This window comes from Pseudoalteromonas agarivorans (genome assembly GCF_024518735.1).
Lineage (GTDB): Bacteria > Pseudomonadota > Gammaproteobacteria > Enterobacterales > Alteromonadaceae > Pseudoalteromonas > Pseudoalteromonas atlantica.
Map to the genome: position 1 here is coordinate 1 of NZ_JANIGJ010000001.1, position 23,606 is coordinate 23,606.

Consider the following 23,606-nt stretch of genomic DNA (forward strand, 5'->3'; position numbering starts at 1 on the left):
CCTTTCACGGCGGTAACAGGGGTTCGAATCCCCTTGGGGACGCCACTTACTATTTATAGTAGGGTAGTGTTATTAAAAACTCGTCTGAAACGAGTCAAACCATTCAGTTGTCCTAGTGACACAGAAACGTTTTTGAGAAGATAATGCCATTCGCCTCGCAGGCTCGGTCTCATCTTACTTAGAAATAGCAAATCAGTGATTTGCAAATCAATTTCTGCGTCCCCATCGTCTAGAGGCCTAGGACACCGCCCTTTCACGGCGGTAACAGGGGTTCGAATCCCCTTGGGGACGCCACTTACTATTTATAGTAGGGTAGTGTTATTAAAAACTCGCCTGAAACGAGTCAAACCATTCAGTTGTCCTAGTGACACAGAAAAGTTTTTAAGAAGATAATGCCATTCGCCTCGCAGGCTCGGCCTCATCTTACTTAGAAATAGCAAATCAGTGATTTGCAAAGCAATTTCTGCGTCCCCATCGTCTAGAGGCCTAGGACACCGCCCTTTCACGGCGGTAACAGGGGTTCGAATCCCCTTGGGGACGCCACTTACTATTTTAGGTGATGTATAAAGCAGTGTGACACCGCACTCTCTATGCACGACGTTATCGAGAGTACTAATCTATTGAGACGCCACTTACTATTTTAGTAGTTTATAAAGCTATTACTTCCTCAGCGCTATCCAGCGCATTAACTTCTACCGTTTATCCGTTAAAATTTTAGTTTTACACTTTTAATTTTCTTCAATATCTAAAAACCTATCTGTTTAATTAATAATCACCTACGTATAATTTCTTTGGTTTTCAAGAGCGATCCGCAATAATAATTATTCAGTTACAGTGATAAATTTTTTGCTAGCTGCGTTAAAAATACATACTTATAACTGCATGTGTAGATAAAATGGATAGCACAACTAAATTTCAAATTACTCTTAACCATATTTATTCATCCTTTAAATAGCTCAATCAATAAAGCCTGTACAAAATATTCAGCATTTATAAAGCGCTGTGCTGCTAACCTTTTAGCTTAATTTCTTATTATTAGGAGTTAATTATGGCAAGTGGTTGGGCGCGTGATGGCGCAATTCAAGATCAAATCGATGCAAGTGTTAACGACGCAGTGCAATATGCAAGGCAAAATTTAATCTCAGGCGCGAGTGCTGAATTCTGTGATGAGTGTGATTGTGAAATACCACAGGCACGCAGGTTAGCGCTGCCAGGTGTTAGGCACTGTGTGGCGTGTCAAAGTGAGCTTGAGGCTAAAGGCAAGGGCGTTGCTGGCGTAAACCGCCGAGCAAGTAAAGATAGCCAACTAAGGTAAAGGTGCGACTAGGCAGCTTTTTGATAAATTTTATTGCCTAGTGAGCTTTGTTTTTCTTTTTCTGAATAAGCTCAATTGAATAGCCATCAGGGTCTTTCACAAAAGCAATTTCTGTTGTGCCGCCTTTTACTGGCCCCGGCTCTCGACTGACGTTTCCACCAGCGGCCTTTATGTCGTCACATGCCTTGTATATATCGTCAAATTCAATAGCTATATGGCCATACGCATTACCAAGATCGTAGCTATTTTCATCCCAATTATAAGTAAGCTCTAATACAGTATTACTATCCTCTTCACCATACCCTACAAAAGCTAATGTATAACGATACTCTTCGTTGTCAGAACGGCGTAATTCTTTCATTCCTAAAATCTGTGTATAAAAAGAAAGTGACTTTTCTAAGTCGGCTACACGCAACATTGTGTGTAATAAACGCATTTAGGTTACCTCTGTGAGTTTAAATTTAAATAGGTGTGGAGCATAGCGTCTTTATGGAGTATCCATAACCGCATTGCAAAGGCCAGAGCCTGCCATATACCTAGAGGCTTATTTTACCTCAACTTTGAATAATAAGTTTATATTAACCAGCTATTTGCGCACTCATTGCGTCAAATTTACTTGCAATAAGCCCAGCTATTGCCGCGCAAGTGGCTTTGTCTTCACTGAAAACCTCGGCTTGTGAAATAAATTAAAATATCAGTACGATTTAATACGTAAGTAAACTTCTTAACCTGAGTTCGGGCAATTTAAGCTAAATGTGGACAAGGCTCGGCATTTACAACCACGCATTGCCATAATATTAGCACACTAAATTAGTGGTATTACCAACAATGGGTTAGTGCACAATGTAATTATAGCCATGCTATTTATACGAGTTTATAAAGTTGTTGCACTTATTGGTCAACCTATTTTTTATTAAGCTCTAACCAAAGAAGGGAAAAGTGCGTTGAATTAATTTGATTTCCATACTACCTATAACTAATTGTTTATTATTGTTATTTTGTTGATTTGAAATAAATTGTAAATTACCTTGGTTTACAAAGTTAACTTATTGGTTGACAAGATTGGTGTATGGTAATACAGTTTTTACATACCAATTGGTAAGTTGCTTGGTTTTAGCTTCTCCAAGGTATTAATAAATAATCAAAGCAATGCTAAGCATAACGAAATAAATACGTAACCGGTCAATAATATACAGCGTGTAATCACTCTGTTTTTATTCGCTCAAATGGTAATAACGCGGCGGGTTACCTATTCAAACGAACATGCTCAGGGTTACTTTAGCAAATTGAATTAAACGACACAGCGTACCTATTTATGGGGTAAATCATTACTCGTACTCATAAAAGCACGCGCCATCATATTTAGGAGTTATTCATGTCTAAACCAGTAATCGGTTTTATCGGCCTTGGCTTAATGGGCGGCAATATGGCCGAAAACTTACAGAACAAAGGCTATGAGCTTATTGTTATGGATTTAAACAAAGATGCGGTTGCTGCATGCGTTAGCAGAGGCGCAAAAACAGCAAGCACTGCAAAAGAGCTTGCACAAGGTGCAGACATAATTATGTTTTGTTTAACAACATCAGCAGTTGTTGAAAAAATTGTCTACGCAGAAGATGGCATTTTAGCGGGTATTAAAGAAGGCGCGGTATTAATTGATTTTGGTACATCAATTCCTTCGTCTACTAAAAAAATTGGTGCTGATCTAGCCGCTAAAGGCGCAGGCATGATTGACGCACCACTAGGGCGTACTCCAGCCCATGCTAAAGACGGCCTATTAAATATTATGGCAGCGGGCGATATTGACACCTTCAATAAAGTTAAACCTGTACTTGAAGATCAAGGCGAAAACGTATTTCACCTAGGTGAGCTAGGCGCAGGGCATACAACTAAGTTAATCAATAACTTTATGGGTATGACCACAGTATGTGCTATGTCACAAGCGTTTGCTGTAGCAGACAAAGCCGGTGTAGACCGCCAGCAACTATTTGACATTATGTCGACAGGGCCTTCTAGCTCTCCGTTTATGCAATTTTGTAAAAACTACGCGGTAGACAATGTAAGCGACCTTGGTTTTTCAATTGCCAATGCAAACAAAGATTTAGGCTACTTCCTACAAATGGTTTCAGACCTTGGGACTGAATCAAAAATTGCTGAAGGGTCATCTGCTAACTTACAAGCGGCATTTGATGCAGGTATGGGGCAAGGCAACGTACCAGAAATTTTTGATTACTTTAAAACTCTAGAAAAGTAATACCGACAACATTGGGTGCTTTAACGTAGTTAAAGCACCAAAACACACACAACATCAATTGGCTAGATTTAACCTGCTTTGTGCAATGAGTGCAGCATTACTATTGATAAGGCATTACTTCCGGTCATACTGAAAAAGAGTTATCTATGCGTTTAATTAATATAATAAAGCTTAGCCTAGTTCTTATTGGGTGCACATCCACACAATTGGCAGCCAAAGATTATTTTGTAGACACTAAACAAGCTTTTCAAGAGATCTCTGACAAACTCGTTGCCGGCGATAAAGTAACTCTCAAAGACGGTACGTGGTCTAATTTCGAAATTTTATTACAAGGCCAAGGAACCAAAAACGCCCCAATAAAGCTTACAGCGCAAACCAAGGGTAACGTTATTTTATCAGGGCAATCTAATTTAAGACTGGCGGGTTCGTATTTAGAAGTGTCAGGACTTGTATTTAAAAATGGTTATACGCCTAGCTCAGCCGTTATAGAATTTCGTAAAAATAAAGATGAGCTTGCTACTCACTCCCGCGTAACACAAGTTGTTATCGATAACTACAATAACCCCGATAAACGAGAATCAGACTATTGGGTGGCTCTATATGGTAAACACAATCGTTTTGATCACAGCCACTTAGTAGGTAAACGTAACAAAGGCGTTACGGTTGCAGTAAGGCTTAATAGTGAGCAAAGCCAACAAAACCACCATCAAATTGATCATAACTTCTTTGGCTATCGTCCTACTTTTGGATCTAACGGCGGTGAAACACTTCGCATTGGTACTAGCCACTATTCATTAAGTGATTCATTTACCGTAGTTGAAAACAACTACTTTGAACGTACTAACGGCGAAGTAGAAATAATCTCTGTTAAATCAGGGAAAAACCAAATCCGCAATAATGTGTTTTTTGAATCTCGCGGCACACTAACGTTGCGCCATGGTAATGGCAATATTATACAAGAGAACGTTTTTTTTGGTAACGGTGTAGATCACACAGGTGGCATTCGCATAATTAATAAAAACCAAACAGTAAAAAATAACTACTTAGAAGGTTTAACAGGCTACCGTTTTGGGAGTGGTTTTACGGTTATGAACGGCGTACCTAACTCACCAATAAATCGCTACCATCAGGTAGAAAACGCGACAATTGAAAACAATACCTATGTAAATGTGCGTCATATACAACTTGGCGCAGGTAGCGATAGCGAGCGTAGCGCTGCACCAATTAATAGCGTAATGAAAAATAACCTTATTATTAATCAAAATGGCGAGCAGCCTTTTACAACCTTTGATGATGTAAGCGGTATTAAATTTAGTGAAAATGTAGCTAATACCCAGGTATTAAAAGCGTTAAATTACGGTGTTAAACAGCAAAATGTAACACTAACCAGAGCTAGTAACGGTTTACTGTATCCTGAATCAAGCAAAATTAGTGCAGGTGCTAAACGCGGTTTAAAGGTGCTAAAAAAGGCCGATACCGGCGTTAGCTGGTATCCAAAAACAGAGCAAGTTGTGGCATTTGATACGGGTAAAACTCACCAGGTTAAAGCAACTGCAGATGCCTTACTTAACGCAATCAATGCAGCCCAAACGGGTGATGTATTAGAGCTTGCAGATGGTCAATACGATGTATCTAAACTCGTTAAAATAACAAAAGTGCTTACCCTTAAGGCTAAACATACTGGCAAAGCTAAGCTGACCTACCAACGCTCCACCTTATTCGAAATTCATGATGGCGGTAGCTTAAAGATAGATGGTTTAGTTATCTCGGGTGAAAACGCACCTGATGCCATTAATAATAGTGTGGTACGTACTAAAAAGTGGGGCATGGTTGATAACTACCGCTTTGAAATACACAACTCACAATTAACTAATCTTGATATTAATCACTCATTTCACTTTTTTGTAACGGGTAAAGGGGCGATGGCAGATGAAATCACGTTAGTAAATAATACCTTTAAAAATGTAACTGGCGATATTTTACGTCTCAATACCGAAATAGAAGACTTAGGTATTTATAACGCAGAGTATGTAACACTTAAAAACAATACCTTTAATGAGGTAGCCGGTGGCGTCGTTAAGTTATACCGAGGGGGGAGTGATGAAAGCACCTTTGGTCCGCATTTATTAATGACCAATAACACCCTAACTAAAGTAGGTTTAGGTAAGCGCAACAAGGCGCAAGCGAGTGTGTATGCGCACGGTGTACAAGTAACAAATATTGCAAGCAACGTATTTGAAAAATCGGCACCGATTAAAATTGAGCACACGGTTGGTGAGCCAATAACAGCCATTACAGATAACACCTTTGATGCAACTCAAGCGCCAAGCGTAAAAGAGTTACGTGTAGTAGGCCCGCACACGGCAACAATTAAAAATAACAACGTTTTAAATAAGGTGAACTAACAATGATGAATTTAACCCAAAATAAGTCATTATTTAAAACGCTGGGTGTTACTGTAAGTGCCTTAGTTTTATCGATAAACGCCTACGCAGCGCATCCAAATTTGGTAATAACCAATGATGATGTAAAGCAAATGCGCCAAGCAATTAGCAACAACGAACAGGGCAAGTTTGCCAACGCATTTGCAGCGCTTAAAGCACAAGTAGATGAGCAAATTAAAAGCCCTATAACAGTGCCTGTACCAAAAGACGGTGGGGGAGGGTATACCCACGAACGTCACAAAAAAAATTATCAGCTTATGTATAACGCCGGTGTTATTTATCAGCTAAGCCAAGATGATAAATACGCTCATTACGTACGTGATATGTTGCTTGAGTATGCCAAATTATACCCAACACTTGATGTACACCCTAAGCGCAAAGTTAAGTCGCAAAACCCAGGTAAACTATTTTGGCAAAGCCTTAATGAGGCCATGTGGCTTGTTTATACCATTCAAGCATACGATTTAGTGCATGATGCGTTAAGCGCCGCTAATATTAAAACCATCGAAAATGACTTACTGCGCCCAGTATCGTTATTTTTATCACAAGGCCAGCCATCAACCTTTAACAAGGTACATAACCATGGTACGTGGGCTACAGCCGGTGTAGGCATGGCAGGGTATGTGTTAGATGAATCTGAGTGGGTCGAAAAGTCTCTTTACGATTTAGATAAATCGGGCGAGGGTGGCTTTATTAAGCAGCTAGACATGCTGTTTTCGCCACAAGGCTATTACAACGAAGGTCCTTATTATCAACGCTTTGCACTACTTCCGTTTGTTACCTTTGCTAAAGCAATAGAAAACAACGAACCGCAGCGAGACATTTTTGAATATCGCGATGGCATATTACTTAAAGCGATTGATACCACTATTCAGCTAAGCTATAACGGTTTATTTTTCCCGATAAACGATGCAATTAAAAGTAAAGGTATAGATACAATAGAGCTGGTACACGGTGTAACAGCCGCTTACGGTTTAACACACGATACTGGTTACTTAGATATAGCTAAAAAGCAAAATCAAATAATACTCTCTGGCGATGGCCTAAAAGTGGCTCAAGCACTGGATAAAAATAAGCAAACCCCTTATGTATTTAAATCGGTAGCGTTTGGCGATGGTAACGATGGCGAGCAAGGGGCGTTGGTAGTAATGCGTACGCAAACTGGTGGCGACCAAGCACTTTTATTTAAACCTGCCGCACAGGGTTTAGGGCATGGACATTTTGATAAATTAACATGGCAGTTTTACGATCATGGCAATGAAATTGTATCTGATTATGGCGCTGCACGTTTTTTAAATGTTGAGGCTAAATACGGCGGTCGTTACCTACCAGAAAACGAAACTTACGCAAAACATACCGTGGCACACAATACGGTTGTGATTGATGAAACCTCGCATTTTAATGCAAATGTTAAAGTGGGTAATAACAATCATCCTACGCTTAATTTCTTTGAAACAAACCAATACGGAACGGTGTCAAGTGGGCAAATAAGCACCGCTTACAAAGGTGTTGAGCTTGAACGCACGTTAGCGTTAATTAATTTACCTATGCTTGAAAGCACGCTTGCAGTTGATATTTTTAATGTGACTGCAGATTCCTCCCATAAAATTGATTTACCACTGCATTACAAAGGCCAATTAATTGATACCAGCTTTGAGTTACTTGGTAACACCAAAAGCTTAGCTGCGCTGGGTGATAAAAATGGTTATCAACATTTATGGTTAAAAGCACAGGCACAACCAGATGAAGGCCTAGCAAAGGTAACGTGGTTAAACGACAACGGCCGTTTTTATACACAAACAAGCCTAGTAAAAGGGGATGAGTCTTTCTTATTTACGCAAATAGGGGCAAACGATCCACTCTTTAATCTTCGTAACGAAAATGGCTACATTCGCCGTGTAGAAGGTAAAAAACAGCATAAATTTATTTCAGTACTTGAGCCTCACGGTGAATACAACCCAAGTAAAGAATATACCTTAGAGGCTGTTAGCCGTGTATCGTCACTTAAGTATGACGCGCAAGAGCCCTTAGACCTAATTGAAGTTAAAGTAAAAAATAATACCTATTTGGTTGCTATCAACAAAGCCGATAAAGCAGCTAAACACACATTCACATATCAAAATAAAGCATTCACCTTAAATGGCCGCCTTGGCGTTTATGCGATGAAGAATAATCAGGAGTAAACAGGATGCAAAAGCAAAGTGCACACTTTTCATTTGGTAACGAAACCGAGATTGAAGATTTAGGTAATGGCTTAAAACGCCAAATGCTTGGCTATAACGAAGAGCTAATGGCCGTGAAAATTTGGTTCTCAGAAGGGGCTATTGGTTATAACCATGCGCACAGGCATTCGCAAGTAACGTATGTGGTTGAGGGTGAATTTCACTTTAACATTGATGGCGTAACTAAAATCTTAAAAGCGGGTGATAGCTGTTTTATTCCTCCTTTTGCTGATCACGGTGCAACGTGCCCAACTGGCGGTATACTGATTGATACCTTTAGCCCAGCTCGCGAAGACTTTCTTGAGGAATAACCTATGAAAATTCAAGGCTTACGCTGGTGGGTTATAGTGCTAATTGCACTTGCTACCATTATTAACTACATAGACCGTCAAGCGCTTAGCGTTTTATGGCCAGACATTGTGGAAGAAATGTTCCCTGATGAATCTGCGTTAGAGCGTAAACAAATTTACGCTAATATTTCTATAGTATTCGTATTTGCTTATGCATTTGGCCAAGCTATTTTTGGCAAAATTTTTGACTGGGTTGGCACGCGTTTAGGTTTTGTGCTTTCAATTGGTGTGTGGTCATTAGCCACTGTTGCCCATGCTTTTGCACAAGGGGTGCTTAGTTTAAGTATTTTCCGTGCAATTTTAGGTGTAGCCGAAGCTGGTAACTGGCCCGGTGCAGCTAAAGGTAATGCCGAGTGGTTTCCAACAAAAGAGCGTGCTTTAGCGCAAGGTATATTTAATTCTGGCGCAGCCATTGGTGGCATTATTGCTATCCCGCTTATTGCTTATTTAACCGTGTATTTTAGCTGGCAAATGGTGTTTATATTTGTTGGTGCCTTAGGTTTTTTATGGTTAGTTCCTTGGATTATATTGGTAAAAGCGCCTCCAGGCTCTCACCCTTGGATAAGTGAAGAAGAGCGTGAGTACATTCTTACCGGACAAAGACGCGTTGATGATAACGGTGATGTAACAAGCGATGACGAAGAAGAATATAACCCGTCTACAGGCGAGTTACTCTCTCGTAAGCAAAGCTGGGGCGTAATTATAGCCTCTGCAGCTATCGACCCTATTTGGTGGTTATTTGTTTTTTGGATACCAATTTACTTAAACGAAGTGTATGGCATGGATGTTAAAGCGATTGGTATTTATGGCTGGGTTCCGTATGTAGGCGCTATGTTTGGCGCTTGGTTTGGTGGCTTACTTGCCCAAAACCGCCTTAAAGCTGGCTGGAATACCGATAAAACGCGTAAGCTGACCATCACATTAGGGTGTTTAATTATGTTGCCGGCGCTGCTTGCAATGGCAAACCCAGGCGAGCCGGTAATTGCGGTACTTATTATGGCTGTTATTTTATTTGGTTTTCAAACCGCCATTGGTAACGTGCAAACCTTACCAAGCGACTTACTCGGTAAAAAAGCGGTAGGTACGTTGTCGGGCTTCTCTGGCATGGCCGCTAAATTAGGTGCTGTAGGCCTTACGTCATTGGTACCTATTTTAACAGCGGATGGTAATTATACACCGGCGTTTGTGATAGGCGCGTCTTTAGCGATTATTGCAATGGCAGCTGTATGGATCTTAATTCCAAAAATTGAACCATTGAAAAAGCCTAACTAATTTGTTGGCAATGGCTGTGTTTCTCACAGCCATTTACTACCTAAGGTAAGTGATAATAATGAAAAATATTTACTTTATTGGCGAGTGCATGATTGAGTTAAGAGCGACTGTTCCCTCTACATTGCATCAGTCATTTGCAGGTGACGTATACAATTCGGCAGTTTACTTAAAGCGTTGTTTCCCACAAATCACCACCTCGGTTATTACCGCTTTAGGGGAAGATAACTTAAGTAAAAAAATGCGTGAGCGTTTTACAAGTGAGCAATTAAATACAGATTATGTATTTGCTCATAGCAGTAAAGTCCCAGGTATGTATTACATAGAAACGGACGAGCAAGGCGAGCGCAGTTTTATTTATTGGCGTGATGATTCCGCAGCCAAAAAGGTGGTTGAATTTATCAGCCCTGAGCTTGTTAAGCAGCTGTCATCGGGTGATATGTTTTTCTTTTCGGGTATTTCTTTAGCCGTAATAGAAGAGCAAGCAAGAGCGCAGTTTTGGAACATAGTGAAGCAACTTAAAGCCGCGGGTGTAAAAATAGTATTTGACCCAAATTACCGTGCGCGACTTTGGGATAACGTTGAGCAAACTAAAGCGCAATACCATAGTGCATTTAGCTTAGCCGATATTACGTTACCCGGCGTTGAAGACTTAGAAACGCTTTACAACGTGCAAAGTGTAGAAGCGGTAATTGATTATTTGGCTCCGTACAACATTAACGAAATTATAGTAAAAAACGGCCCCGATTCGGTCATTACAAAAGAGGCTAATACAGTGCAAAGCCACAGTATTACGCCGGTTAAAAACGTTATCGATACAACCTCCGCAGGCGATGCCTTTAACGGCGTGTACTTAGGAGCGCGTTTAGATGGGCGCCCAATTAGCGAAGCGGTTAAGCTGGGCGCGCAGGCTGCCGGCGCTGTTATTCAGCAACCCGGTGCTATTGCACCAAAAGATGTTTTTCAACAAGCCATGGCTAAATCAGGTCTCTAACTGGCTAATTTACTCAATTTATAACACTAAGTAGCACGATTATTTAAAAATAAGGGAAATAACGCATGACTCGCTTTTCTGAACTAATGGCAGGGCAAACTCTGCTACCTATAATTCAAGCAGACACGCCAGAGCAAGGTGTAAACATTGCTAAAGCAATGGCAGAGGCAGGCCTAACTTTGGTAGAAGTTGTTCTTAGAACAGATGCATCAATTGATGCGCTTAAAGCCATTAAAGAACAGGTTCCACAGCTAAAAGTGGGCGCAGGCACCGTTATTAACGAAACAATTTTAAAGCAAGCGCTAGAAGCAGGCTCAGATTTTATAGTTACTCCCGCTGTATCGCCTACACTATTAAGTGAGCTGGTTAAGTGTAACGTGCCAGTATTGCCAGGTGTATCAAATACCGGCGATATATTAATGGCGCTTGAATATGGTTTTGAAGAGCAAAAACTCTTTCCAGCTTCACTTGCTGGTGGTGCGCCGTTTGTCTCTGCTGTCTCATCTGTATTTCGTGCAGTGAGCTTTTGCCCGACCGGCGGCGTAAGCGAAAAAAATAAAATGGATTACTTGTCGTTAAACAATGTATTTGCAGTAGGCGGTACCTGGGTTGCTAAAAAAGAATGGGTAACGCAGGGTAATTGGCAAGCCATTACAGACTCTTGTATCGAGGCTTTAAAATAGCAAGGAGCAAAAAATGAATTATTTAGCCCCAACCATTGCACCAGGCGTTGTTGTTGGCGATGAAGTAAGCGAAGTGTATAAACACGCACGAACGCATCAGTATGCATTGCCTGCTGTAAACGTGGTGAGCACATCGTCAATTAATGCCACCTTAGAGGCCGCAAAAAAAATGAAGTCGCCGGTCATTATTCAACTATCTAATGGGGGAGCGCAGTTTTTTTGTGGTAAAGGTTTAGCACTAGAGGGCCAGCAATCTGCCGTTGTTGGGGCAATAAGTGCTGCACAGTATGTGCATAACGTGGCGAAGCACTATGGCGTTGCTGTAATGCTGCACACAGATCACGCAGCAAAAAAACTACTGCCCTGGATTGATGGTTTATTAGATGAAGGCGAAAAGTATTTTGCACAAACAGGCAAGCCGCTTTTCTCATCGCACATGATAGACCTGTCAGAAGAGCCACTGGAAGAAAATATAGAAATTTGTGAGCGTTATTTAGCGCGCATGGCAAAAATAGGCATGACACTTGAAATAGAGCTCGGGTGTACCGGCGGAGAAGAAGACGGGGTTGATAACTCGCACCTCGACAGCTCTGCGCTTTACACTCAACCAGAAGATGTAGCCTACGCCTATGAGCGACTTAGTAAAATAAGCCCTAATTTTATCATTGCTGCTTCTTTTGGTAACGTCCACGGCGTATATAAGCCTGGCAATGTGGTATTAACACCTACCATATTACGCGACTCGCAAGCCTATGTAGCTGAAAAATTTAATTTAGAGCATAACGCTATTAATTTTGTATTTCACGGTGGGAGTGGCTCTGAGCACAGTAAAATTGCTGAGTCGCTAACCTACGGGGTGGTAAAAATGAACATTGATACCGACACCCAATGGGCGAGTTGGAACGGGGTATTAAACTACTACCAAGAAAAACAAGACTACTTGCAAGGCCAAATTGGTAACCCTGATGGCGAAGATAAACCCAATAAAAAATACTATGATCCACGTGTGTGGTTACGTCAGTCGGAGCAGCATATGGTGGCTCGCCTGATCCAATGTTTTGACGACCTTAATTGTGTGAACAGGTATAGCGCATGAAAAGACTGAATAAAGTATTAAAGCAAGATGGGGTTGAAACCGACCTTATTATGTTAATTCGCACGCTATTAGCAACCACAAAAGAAATAGCGTTTAGAGTAAGCCAAGGTGAGCTTGCGGGTGTTTTAGGCTCTACCCTTAACGAAAATATCCAGGGCGAGGTGCAAAAAAAGTTAGATGTCATTGCCAATCAACTGTTAAAAGATACCTTAATTGATGATGATCTTGTAAAAACAGTGGCATCTGAAGAAGAAGATAATGCAGTAGGCGCCCACCCTGATGGTAAATATATTGTGGCATTTGATCCCCTTGATGGGTCATCAAACATTGATGTTAACGGGCAAATAGGCACTATTTTTACCATTTATCCAGCAAAGGCAGATGTGCCCTTCGATAGTGATGAGCAATTTAATCAACCCGGTACTAATCAGGTTTGTGCAGGCTACGTGCTGTATGGGCCATCGTCGTTACTAGTAATGAGCACAGGCGGGCCAACCCGCTGTTATACACACGATTTAACCCACGGTGGCTTTTTGCTTACAAAACCAGAGCTTGCAGTACCGAGTAAAAGCCGTGAGTTCTCGGTTAATATGGCAAATTACCGATACTGGGATGAAGCAACACAAGTTTACTTTGATAAATTACTGTATACATCAGAAGAGTTTGCTAAAAGCTCAATTCGCTATAATGCAGCCATGGTTGGCGATGTGCACCGAATTTTATGCCGTGGCGGGGTATTTATGTACCCGCAAGATACGCGCGCAGGTAATGAAAACGGTAAAATACGCTTACTTTACGAAGCTAACCCACTGGCAATGCTCACTGAAAACGCAGGCGGTATAGCCACCTCTAAAGGTATGCGTATTTTAGATATTCAGCCCGATGAGCTGCATCAGCGTGTGCCTGTTATTTTAGGCTCTAGTGAACCTGTGACTTACTTTAATTCTACGGTTTATTAAACCTGGCTAAGGCCTCAGTACAAAAGGGCGGTTACTGTATCCTTACGCCTTTTAAATAAAATGTAAGCCACTGCTGTCTAATAGTGAGTTAAACGCAGTGGCTACGCTATTTTATATACACACCAAAAATTCATATCTATAGGCTATTACAGCTAAAGCTTCACACCTGCATTTTCCACCCCCTATTCTTTATGTGCTTATCGCGCTACGTATTAATACAGAGTAATTCTTTCGGTAAAACCAATTGTTCATAAAGGTTGTTTGTTTATCTATTCGTGAAATTAATATTGGTAATAACGCTGCGTTATTAGGTATAGACGTAAGTTAACTTTCAGTTAATAAAATATGATGAATTTTGAACGAATATAGTGGTAAAAGTGTTTTTATTATGCTTATATTACCAAGTTGGTTAACAATGAAGCGTAAAAATAAAATAATTTGGTAATAACACACTGGGTATTTGGTAAATCACACATAACACCTGCCAAATACTAAACCACACAATTAAGGAGAATAGAGCCATGATGAAATTAAAACATTTTGCATTATGTGCTGTTGCAGCTGCCATTATAGGTTGTGACACGGATTCAAATAATAATAACAACACATTGGGCTCTATTGCTCTATCAGGCACAGCGTTAACGGGCGAAACATTGTCGACCAGCGTAAATGATGCCGATGGTATTTCTGGTGAAGTAAGCTACTACTGGTACGCCGACGGACAAGTTATAAGTGGCGCTAATGACGCAACTTTTACATTAACAGATGAGCAAATTGGTTTTGCAATTACAGCACAAGCACTTTATACAGATGACAGTGGTGTTAATGAGTCACATTTAAGTGAGCCCACCGATGAAGTGTCAGCTATTCCTTTTGCGGCCACGGTAGAAATTAACGGTGATGCAATTATAGGTAATGAACTAAGTGCTAATGTAGCGGATGAAAATGGTTTTGATCCGGCGCTTGTAGCATATACATGGTTTGCAGATGATGTTGAAATTGCCGATGAAACCTTAGCAACCTACACTATTACCGAATCGCAACTAGGTAAAGTTATAACTGTAAATGCAGCATTTGAAGATAACAGAGGCTTTGCAGAGTCAGCTACATCAACTGCCACAGCGCCAGTAGAGCGTGCAAATTCAGAAGGGTCGGTGGCTATTGTTGGCACACCTACGGTGGGTAATACACTTACAGCCGAAATAACAGATGAAGATGGTGCAAGCGGCACAATTACTTACCAGTGGTTTGCTGATGAGGTTGCAATTAGTGGTGCCACGCAAAGCACTTACGTTGTAGATGAGTCATTATTAGGGCAATTTATTACCGTGCAGGTTACCTACACGGACGATCACGGTTTTACCGAAGACAACCTTTCTGAGGCAACCATTGCTGTTTCTGCAGAGGCTGTAGATGAAGCGGGTAGTATCACCATTTCAGGGGCTACGCCATATTTAGTGACTAGCGAATTAACCGCTGAAATTAGCGATAACAATGGGGTAGATGAGCAAAACGTTACCTACACTTGGCTTGCTGATGGCGTAGCAATTGCCGATACCAACAGCAAAACATTTACGCCAACTAATCAAGCTGGCGCGATTATATCGGTCACTGCGAGTTATACCGATAACGATGGCTTTTCAAGCACAATTACCGGTGCCGCCGATACAGTAGTGTACACGCAAGTGATAAGCGATGCGGGTGCGCTATTAGGTGCTATTAATGCAGGGCTTGGTGATGGCGATGTGCTTGGTTTAAATACCGGTGTATACGCCGATCTTGATGCCATTATGCTAACCAGCGCAGCAACACTTAAAGCTGTTGAAGGACAAAGCCCGGTAATTAGTGGCGAGCTTTGTATTCATGTAGCCAGTGGGGTTGATGGCGCGGGTATTGAAGGACTTACATTTAAAAATATTGATACTAAAACGGGTGGCTTTTGTGAAACCGAAGAAGATGCCGTTATTTATTCTGAGGGTGACAACTTCACATTTACACAAAATACTATCGATGGTGAAGCAGAGACGTTAAATAACTCTACCTACCATTGGTTAATGCTTAAAGGCGACGGCGCAATGGTTGAGCGTAATACCTTTGCCAACCGCGATAAAGCAGAAAATGGTTCGGTGATAAAAATGTCTTCATCGAGCACTAACCACGTTATTCAATATAACCTTTTCACAGGTACCAGCAGCAACCCAAATTTTGGTAACTCTAGCCTGCACTTAATTAACGCAGGTAGTACAACAGATACAGGCTCTGCTGATGATGCAAACTTTACTATTCAATATAACCGAGTAGAAAACTTTGTTACAGGCCGACGTTTAATGCGCGTACAAACCTCTGGCGCGACGATTAAAGGCAATACCATTTTAAATCCTAATGGCGGTATTTCGCTTGAAGATGGTGGATTTAATACGGTATCAGACAACATTATTATTCGTACCACTGATATTGCAAGTTCAAGCGATCGCCCTGCCGGCGTGCTAGTTACGCCTTTAGGCCACACTGTAAGCAATAACTACATCGCTGGTATTCGTTCTGGTAATAAAGAAGCCGGTGGTATTGTATTTACCGCTAACCCATTTTCACAAGCTGATGGCGGGGTGCCAAATGGAGGTAACCAAGCTGTGCTTGATGGCGCAGGCGACTTTACCCTTAATGTGACTAATAATACGGTACTTAACTCACAGCAACCATTTGTATTTAGTACAGAAATAGGTTCAAACGCACCTGTTGGAGATTGTGATGAGCTTACCGCAGAAAATGCACCTGTACTGTATGGTTTAACTAAAAATGCGTTTGAAATTAACTTCAACGGTAATTTAAATGCTAATGGGGTGGGCGATCAAACTGATGAAGACACCATTGAAAGCAGCGCGCTTGTTTATGGTTTCTTTTACCCTAACGAGCTGTCGAGCGATCACTCTTTTGAATACGACTGTGACCTAATTAACCATACTGAATCACTATTCTCTAACAGCTTTGGCTTTAGTGACAGTTATGAGTCGGGCGATGCGAGCGACCTTTGGGTTGATATTAGAAACGTAAATGGCAATGGTGAATACGACACCGATGGCGCTATTGACCAAAACCCAGAAGCAAATGGTAAAGAAATCCCAGAGTTTGTCACTGCTACAAGTACGCTGCTTGAGACTGACTCAAATGGAGCACAAGCCTTAGCAGGTGCAAGAAACTTATACTACATCCAAAGCACTGATGTAGGTGCAGGCTCTACGTGGGTGGCACAAGATGAATAAGCCCACACTGCACATTATTAATACTTATAAAAATAGCAAACTACGCACAACACACACAATGATAAAGGAGAACGCGGCATGTCGTTAAAAATGGATCGAAGACGTCAACATTCTACAAACAGCTCTGTTTGTAATCATTTTGCACTTTCACCTGCTGCTAAGTTAATTAGAGCAAGTTTACTTGCAGGTATGGCAGGTTCATTGTCATTTAATGCTTTTGCTCAGCAAGAAGCCCAAGAAAAAGTGACTGAAGTAGAGCAAGATGTAGAAATCATCAGCGTTACAGGTACTCGTAGAACCATACAAGATCAAATTGCAATTAAGCGTGAGGCAACAACGGTTGTCGATGGTTTATCTGCAGAAGATATTGGTGATTTACCCGCGCTGTCAATTGGTGAAGCGCTTGAGTCGATTACCGGTGCCGCATCTCACCGTGAAAACGGGGGCGCTACCGAAATCACCATTCGTGGTTTAGGCCCATTTTTAAGCGCAACCCATATTAATGGCCGTGAAGCTACCAATGGTAGTGGTGACCGCTCGGTTAACTTTTCACAGTTTCCATCAGAGCTTGTAAAAAAGGTCGCTATTTACAAAACCCAAGATGCTTCAATGATTGAAGGTGGCGTAGCCGGTGTGATTGCACTTGAAACGATTGCCCCGCTAGATTACGGCAAGCAACGCGTACAAGGCGAAGTTAAACTAAATTACAATCCAGATGAAAGTAATGTAGAAAACTCACTGCAAAGTGATACAGGCTATCGTGGTACGTTTAGTTATGTTGACCAATTTGAGTTTGCCGATGGCCAAGCAGTGGGTGTGTCTTTTGGTGTGCAGCGCCAAGATATTAGCCAACCAGAGGCCGAATACAGAAGCTCAAGCCCATCGGGCTCTTCACTTTGGGCATGTTTAAATGACCCAACTAATACGAATGAAGGCTTTTACAGAAGCAGCGCAGGTGATTGTGAAGACCAAGTAAATGGCAGTAACAATCAAGGTTATCAAACAAACATCGACCCAGAAACAGGCAAAGCCGAAAGCGATGGTACTCCTTACGCATGGACAGGCAGTAGCCGCAGCTATCGTCAAAATGAAACCTCAGATGAGCGTGATGCTGTATTTATTGCAATGCAATACCAGCCGTCGTCTGAGTGGGATGTTAACTTTGATGCACAAATCTCTGACAGAACACAAAGAGAAGCACGCCACGATTTAATTTTTTTACAAAAACGCGCAACACCTGGTTTAACAGGCCCAACGCTTGTTACTAACGATGTAGGCGGAATTTTACATTGGGAAGGTGAGGAACGTATTGAATCGGCGGGCGAGCAATTCTCTCGTGAAGAAAACTACCAAGGCTATGGTATTAATATTGAGCACACGGTAACCGACCGCCTTACTGTAAATCTTGATTTAGCGTATTCAAAAACTGAGCGTGAAGAGCTACAAATTTCTAACCGTGGTAGAACCGCCGACCGTAATTTGTTTAGCTGGGATATGGGCGATGAAATTCCTCACTTCACGTTAACGGACTTTGATGTAACTGATATTTCTAACTTTACAGATAGCTTACGTACACGTTTAGACCGTGAAAACGTTCGCGAAAACGTAGTTAAATCAGCGCGTATTGATTTTGACTACGCGTTAGAGGGCGATATATTTACCAGTATTGAAGGGGGTATTAGAGCCTCAGAACTAAGCTTTATACAGTTTGGTGGTAGCCAAGGTAATGGGTCTCGTACTGAGTACACGATAGGCGATGACTCAGCATTAGAGATACTTCAGGGCTGTCAAATTGACTTCCCAGAATCTGATTTTTTATCTAGCGTATCGGATGGCAACTTAGTAACAAATGTAGATAGTAGCGGTAATGTAATAAGCTCTGGGACAGGTTCTTCGTGGGCGACCTACGATAACGTATGTTTCTCTCAAGCTGTAGCGGCTACAGACGCTGATTATACAGGTGAATTTGGTTACCCTGATGTTGAGTACGAAAATGCCGGTACCATAGATGTTACTGAAAAAACCACCTCAGTGTACTTAATGGCAAACTACGACACTGAAGTATTTGGTAAGTTTATTCGTGGTAACTTCGGCCTGCGTATTGTTGATACTGATGTAACCTCAGTAGGCTTTAGAACAAATTACACTGTAGATGTAGATGAAACTACAGGCGCTGTAACCCTCGATGTAGGGGATTCACTAGAAAGAACCGAAAGCGGCGGTGGTTATACTAAATACTTACCAAGCTTTAACTTAGTAGTTGATTATAGTGAAGACATTTTACTGCGTGCGGGTATTTACCGTGGTATGTCACGTGCTGACCCATCTGATTTAGGCTATGATCGCGACTTTGTAACAGACGATCAATCTGTTGCGCTATCGCTTTCTGACTTATTAACCGTAGATGGTTCAGGTAACCCTGATACTCAACCATTAATGTCATGGAACTACGACTTAGCCTTTGAATGGTACCCTAATGAAGATTCTATTTTAGCGCTAAGCCTATACTACAAACAGTTCCAAGGTGGCTTCCAGCAACAAACTGTGATTGAAGACTATGTGGTTGGCGGTGAAACAGTATCACTACCAGTGACAAATTCGGTAACCACCGATAATGATAGCGATATACTGGGTTTAGAAGCATCGTTCTCGTACCGCTGGGATAATGGTATTGGTGTAAAATTTGGCTATAACTTTGCAGATACTGACTTTGAGTTTGAAGATAGCTTATATGGCGATACATACGTTACCGACCTAGATGGCAATACTACTCAATTAACTGCCGGTATTATTGAACCTGGTTCGGTGCCGGGCTTCTCAGAGCATGTATTTAGTAGCCAACTGTATTACCAAATTGGTGACTTTGATACGGCCATTATTTATAAATACCGTAGTGAATACTTCCAACCTTATACCAGTAATGGTACCCGCTTACGTTATGTTGATGCCGTAGGTGTATGGGAAATGCGCGCATCGTATAAAATTAACGAGCACTTTAGAGTTAAAGCTGAAGCCATTAATTTGTTTAGCGCACCTAAGTCACAAGACTTCTTTGTGGAAGATAACCTAGGTGAAGTAAACGATTACGGCCCACGTTTATTCTTAGGAATGAGCTTTAAGCTATAACACAATAACCAGTGATCCCCACTTTAAAACCCAATTAGCGTATGCCGCTAATTGGGTTTTTTTGTATGTGCGTGTGGGCTATTAACCCTAACCTTTTTGAATCGCGGCGCACTCTCTTAACTAAATCTTGGTTAAACCTTTTTACCTAAAGCGCAGCATTACTAAACTCGGTGTTAGTAACGCTGCGTTATTGGCAAGCAAATTAGTTAGCCAAAAGTCTACTATCTTTATCTTGGTTGACCAATTAATTCGGTAAAAGCGGCTAAATATAAAAATAACGCGGTATATATAAAAAAAATATATCGAGGAGATTGAGGGGGGGTTAATCTGTTTTTGTGTGTTATTTAACCTTAATTGAGATTTAAAAGCACATTAAATACAAGTGGTTATATTGTGGTCAGTAATAAAAGTATTTTTGTCATGCCGAATTGGCTTTTATTGGTAAAGACTGTTTTTGTTTTTTTTACAAAAAATGGTTTACCAATAGGTTGACCTTTGGTGCTTTTGCTGTAAATATTAAGTTAACCATTTAGATAAATGGTAAGGCGTTTAATAAAAAATATATAGCGAGTTACACATAGCACTGACACACACAGGAAAAACTATGAATCACAAGTTATCAAAAATTACGCTAGCAGTTATATCTGCCACAGCATTAAACCTTTCTATGTCCACACACGCACAGGAAGCCAAGCCAATTGCAGAAGATGATGTAGAGATCATCGAAGTATCTGGCATTCGCCAATCACTTACTAATGCACTTGCTGAAAAACGCTCTGCAGATAGCCTAGTTGAAATTATTCAGTCAGAAGATATTGGTAAATTACCCGATCAAAACCTCGCTGAAGTATTAGAAAACGTAACGGGTATTCAAATTACACGCCAAGCGGGTGTAGGCACAGGTGTACAAATTCGTGGTACCGATGCTAACCGTACCGAAATTAACGGTGTATCAACGGTGGGCTCAGGCTCTGGTCGAAGTGGTATTAGCTTTGAAGATGTATCAGCGTCAATTATTTCAAGCTTAGAGGTAATAAAGTCGCCTGAAGCGAAAACGATAGAGGGGTCTGTAGGCGGTACTATTAACCTTAAAACGATTCGCCCACTGCATTTAGGTGAGCAGCTAGCCACTATTAGAGTGCAAGGTGAGCACAGTAGCTTAAGCACTGATAGCGGTTTACAACCACGTTTTTCGGGAACTTTTGCTGATAACTGGGAAGGTGATTACGGTAAATTTGGTGTGTTAGTGAGCGGCAGCTACGCAGAGCAAGATGTAACGGCGTTTCGCCCACGTGCAGATAGAGATAACATTATCACTGCAGATAGCGGTGTAGCCAGCGCTCAGTCTTTTGACTTTTTACCAATTCAATTTTTTGTACAAGATTACGATAACTACGAATACGAAACTAAAAACTTTGTAGGTACCATTGAATGGGCGCCTAACGACAACACAAAGTTTTATTTTGATGCTGTGGTTAACGATCAAGAACGTCGCCAAGAAAGTTCTCGTGTACAGGCTTCTGGTGTAAGTGCGCTTAATGATATTTCGGTTCCTGATGAATTTGAAACCGTAAACTTAGGCTCACTTGGCGGTACCAACCTTGGGTCTATTCAAGCGGCCTTACGCGGTGTCATTCCGGTTAATTTAGAAAACGATGATGACGATCCTAACCTTCGTTTTTCAAGTGATACAAACTCGCGTGTTACCGACAGTAATATTTTTAGACTCGGTGGCGAATGGCAAGGCGATAAGTGGTTTGTTAGTGCTGAAATTGCTTCGTCATCTTCAGATACAACTACGCCTAGCTTTAATACAACGCTTAACTTTATTAACCCTAATGTGCCGTTAGATGCTGGTGGCGGTAATGATAATAGTGTGCCGTTTGAGTATGACTTATCAGGTGGCGCATTGGCATTTGGTATTGCAGAGGGGGCAGAGTACGCGCCAACGGTTGAACAACTACTAGACCCTGCAAATGTAGTGCTACGTGATGTAAATATTGGTCAAGATACGGTTGAAAACTCTGAAGATGCGTTCCGTATTGATTCAACCTATTACACAGACTCAATTGTAACCTCTATTGATTTTGGTTACCGCTACAGTAAATCACAAAGCAAACAAAACGAAATTACCTCAAGCATTGGTTTAAGAACCATGGCTGATAGCCCAACAGGTGATTTATTTGCCGACTTATTAGTGGCAGGCCCAGATAACTTTAACGAAGCTGATGGCCGCTCGTTATACATAGGCGACTTTTTATTAATTGATCCAGAGCTTGTGGCGTCAGACCCTGATGCGGTACTTGCCACATTACAAGCAGCGATGACTGCGCATGGTTCAAGCAAAACATTAAATGCACCTACTTCAAGTTCTGCAGGTTTTTTTGATATAGAAGAAATCACCCATGCGCTATATGCACAAGCTAACTTTGAGTACAAAATGGTACGCGGTAATATTGGCGTACGTTACATTCAAACAGACGTAGAGTCTACGGGTAACTCAGTTACTCAAGATGGTAGTGGTAATGAACTGGTAACGCGTATTACCAATGAATCTGACTATGACTTTATTTTACCTCGTTTAAACCTTGTCGCTGATGTATCGGAAGATGTACTTGTGCGATTTGGTGTAGGTAAAGATATTCGTCGCCCTGATTATAACGACCTATCAACGTCTATTACTTACAGCACAAGTCCAAATGACGAAGTTGGATTTGGTAACCCAGCACTGAAACCTGAAGAAGTACTGTCTTACGATTTATCGGCAGAGTGGTATTTTGCAGAGGCAAGTGTATTTAGCGTAGGTATTTTTCATAAAACCCGTAAAGACTTACACGTAAATCAGTTAACCTCGCCAGTTGAAGACCCTGTAACAGGGTACCGCGACTTAACAGACCCATGTGAAGGTGGCGGTATATTTAACCCCATTGCAGATATAAACGTATTTGGTCCTGAGAATGGCCGTGGCGTATGTGTTGGTACAGAAACAAAAGTAAACGATAGTGGTGAAACTACCCAAAAAGGGATTGAGTTTGCCTTTCAATATGACCTATCAGGCTTTGAAAAAGACCTAGGGTGGGCATCTGGCTTTGGTGTATTAGCTAACTATACAATTCAAGAGTTCTCAGGTGGTGAAACAGAAAATTCAGCAACCTCAAGAGCAAGTAATGTATTTGCAGCAACCACCGGTACGCCAGGTATTGAAGTAAGTGAAATTCAAGGCTTACTTAACCTTTCTGAAAACGCGTATAACTTTACGCTGTACTACGAAAAATTTGGCCTATCAGCACGTATGCGTTACACGTGGCGTGAAGGGTATCGTTCAAATGACTTTGGTAGTACGTCTAGCTTCCCTTGGGGTTTCCCAGTGGTACAAGAAGACCGTGGCCAGCTTAATGCAAGTATTAGCTATGATGTGAACGAGCAACTTAATATTGGTTTAGAGGCTGTAAATATTACTGAATCTGAAATTAGCCAATCATGTATAAACGAAAGCGCACTATTGTGTTTCCAAGGTTTAACTGACCGTCGTATTACATTGGGTGCAAGTTACCGTTTTTAAAAAGTATGTTGAGAGTGTGTAGCCTTTGAACGGGCACTCAAAAGCAAGCCACATGGCTTGCTTTTTTTTACC

The 23,606-nt window shown here is 41.3% G+C and carries 14 protein-coding genes and 2 tRNA genes; 15 read left to right on the plus strand and 1 reads right to left on the minus strand.

Annotated features, from left to right (window positions below):
• Positions 1–218: 218 nt before the first annotated feature.
• From NQT65_RS00005 to NQT65_RS00015, 3 genes are all read left to right on the plus strand, one after another.
• A tRNA-Glu gene (locus NQT65_RS00005) sits at positions 219–294 on the plus strand.
• Positions 295–467: 173 nt separating this feature from the next.
• Positions 468–543 (plus strand) — tRNA-Glu (locus NQT65_RS00010).
• A gap of 505 nt (positions 544–1,048) precedes the next feature.
• Positions 1,049–1,315: a DksA/TraR family C4-type zinc finger protein gene (locus tag NQT65_RS00015; protein ID WP_024034161.1), complete on the plus strand. Its 267-nt coding sequence runs from the start codon at positions 1,049–1,051 to the stop codon at positions 1,313–1,315.
• A gap of 37 nt (positions 1,316–1,352) precedes the next feature.
• Here NQT65_RS00015 and gloA read toward each other — a convergent pair whose 3' ends face one another.
• Complete coding sequence (gene gloA, locus NQT65_RS00020; protein ID WP_004589277.1) at positions 1,353–1,751, minus strand: lactoylglutathione lyase; 399 nt, start codon at positions 1,749–1,751, stop codon at positions 1,353–1,355.
• 939 nt (positions 1,752–2,690) lie between these two features.
• On the opposite strand from gloA, the gene NQT65_RS00025 reads away from it, so the two are divergent.
• The 12 genes from NQT65_RS00025 (at position 2,691) to NQT65_RS00080 (ending at position 23,534) form a co-directional block, all read left to right on the plus strand.
• A complete protein-coding gene (locus NQT65_RS00025; protein ID WP_024034160.1) occupies positions 2,691–3,569 on the plus strand; it encodes an NAD(P)-dependent oxidoreductase in 879 nt (292 codons plus the stop codon).
• A 146-nt stretch (positions 3,570–3,715) separates the two neighbouring features.
• Complete coding sequence (locus tag NQT65_RS00030; RefSeq protein ID WP_256850209.1) at positions 3,716–5,974, plus strand: chondroitinase-B domain-containing protein; 2,259 nt, start codon at positions 3,716–3,718, stop codon at positions 5,972–5,974.
• A 2-nt stretch (positions 5,975–5,976) separates the two neighbouring features.
• Positions 5,977–8,196 carry a heparinase II/III domain-containing protein gene (locus tag NQT65_RS00035; RefSeq protein WP_420875617.1) on the plus strand — a complete coding sequence of 740 codons (2,220 nt, stop codon included), beginning with the start codon at positions 5,977–5,979 and terminating at the stop codon, positions 8,194–8,196.
• A gap of 5 nt (positions 8,197–8,201) precedes the next feature.
• A complete protein-coding gene (locus tag NQT65_RS00040; RefSeq protein ID WP_004589273.1) occupies positions 8,202–8,546 on the plus strand; it encodes a cupin domain-containing protein in 345 nt (114 codons plus the stop codon).
• A gap of 3 nt (positions 8,547–8,549) precedes the next feature.
• Positions 8,550–9,857 carry an MFS transporter gene (locus NQT65_RS00045; RefSeq protein WP_126007606.1) on the plus strand — a complete coding sequence of 436 codons (1,308 nt, stop codon included), beginning with the start codon at positions 8,550–8,552 and terminating at the stop codon, positions 9,855–9,857.
• A 58-nt stretch (positions 9,858–9,915) separates the two neighbouring features.
• A complete protein-coding gene (locus tag NQT65_RS00050; RefSeq protein ID WP_256850210.1) occupies positions 9,916–10,848 on the plus strand; it encodes a sugar kinase in 933 nt (310 codons plus the stop codon).
• Between the two features lie 65 nt (positions 10,849–10,913).
• The gene (gene eda, locus NQT65_RS00055) at positions 10,914–11,531 is read left to right on the plus strand and encodes a bifunctional 4-hydroxy-2-oxoglutarate aldolase/2-dehydro-3-deoxy-phosphogluconate aldolase (RefSeq protein WP_024034155.1); all 618 of its coding nucleotides are present in this window, start codon (positions 10,914–10,916) and stop codon (positions 11,529–11,531) included.
• 13 nt (positions 11,532–11,544) lie between these two features.
• Positions 11,545–12,627, plus strand: a complete 1,083-nt coding sequence (gene fbaA / locus NQT65_RS00060) for a class II fructose-bisphosphate aldolase (protein WP_054983428.1) — start codon at positions 11,545–11,547, stop codon at positions 12,625–12,627.
• The gene (locus tag NQT65_RS00065) at positions 12,624–13,586 is read left to right on the plus strand and encodes a class 1 fructose-bisphosphatase (RefSeq protein WP_138579782.1); all 963 of its coding nucleotides are present in this window, start codon (positions 12,624–12,626) and stop codon (positions 13,584–13,586) included. The genes fbaA and NQT65_RS00065 overlap by 4 nt, the downstream gene beginning before the upstream one ends.
• A 524-nt stretch (positions 13,587–14,110) precedes the next feature.
• A complete protein-coding gene (locus tag NQT65_RS00070) occupies positions 14,111–16,846 on the plus strand; it encodes a poly(beta-D-mannuronate) lyase (RefSeq protein ID WP_256850580.1) in 2,736 nt (911 codons plus the stop codon).
• 78 nt (positions 16,847–16,924) lie between these two features.
• Positions 16,925–19,972, plus strand: a complete 3,048-nt coding sequence (locus NQT65_RS00075) for a TonB-dependent receptor (protein ID WP_054983426.1) — start codon at positions 16,925–16,927, stop codon at positions 19,970–19,972.
• A gap of 604 nt (positions 19,973–20,576) precedes the next feature.
• Entirely contained in the window at positions 20,577–23,534 is a 2,958-nt protein-coding gene (locus NQT65_RS00080) for a TonB-dependent receptor (RefSeq protein WP_126007599.1), read from the plus strand.
• The last annotated feature ends 72 nt before the right edge of the window (positions 23,535–23,606 follow it).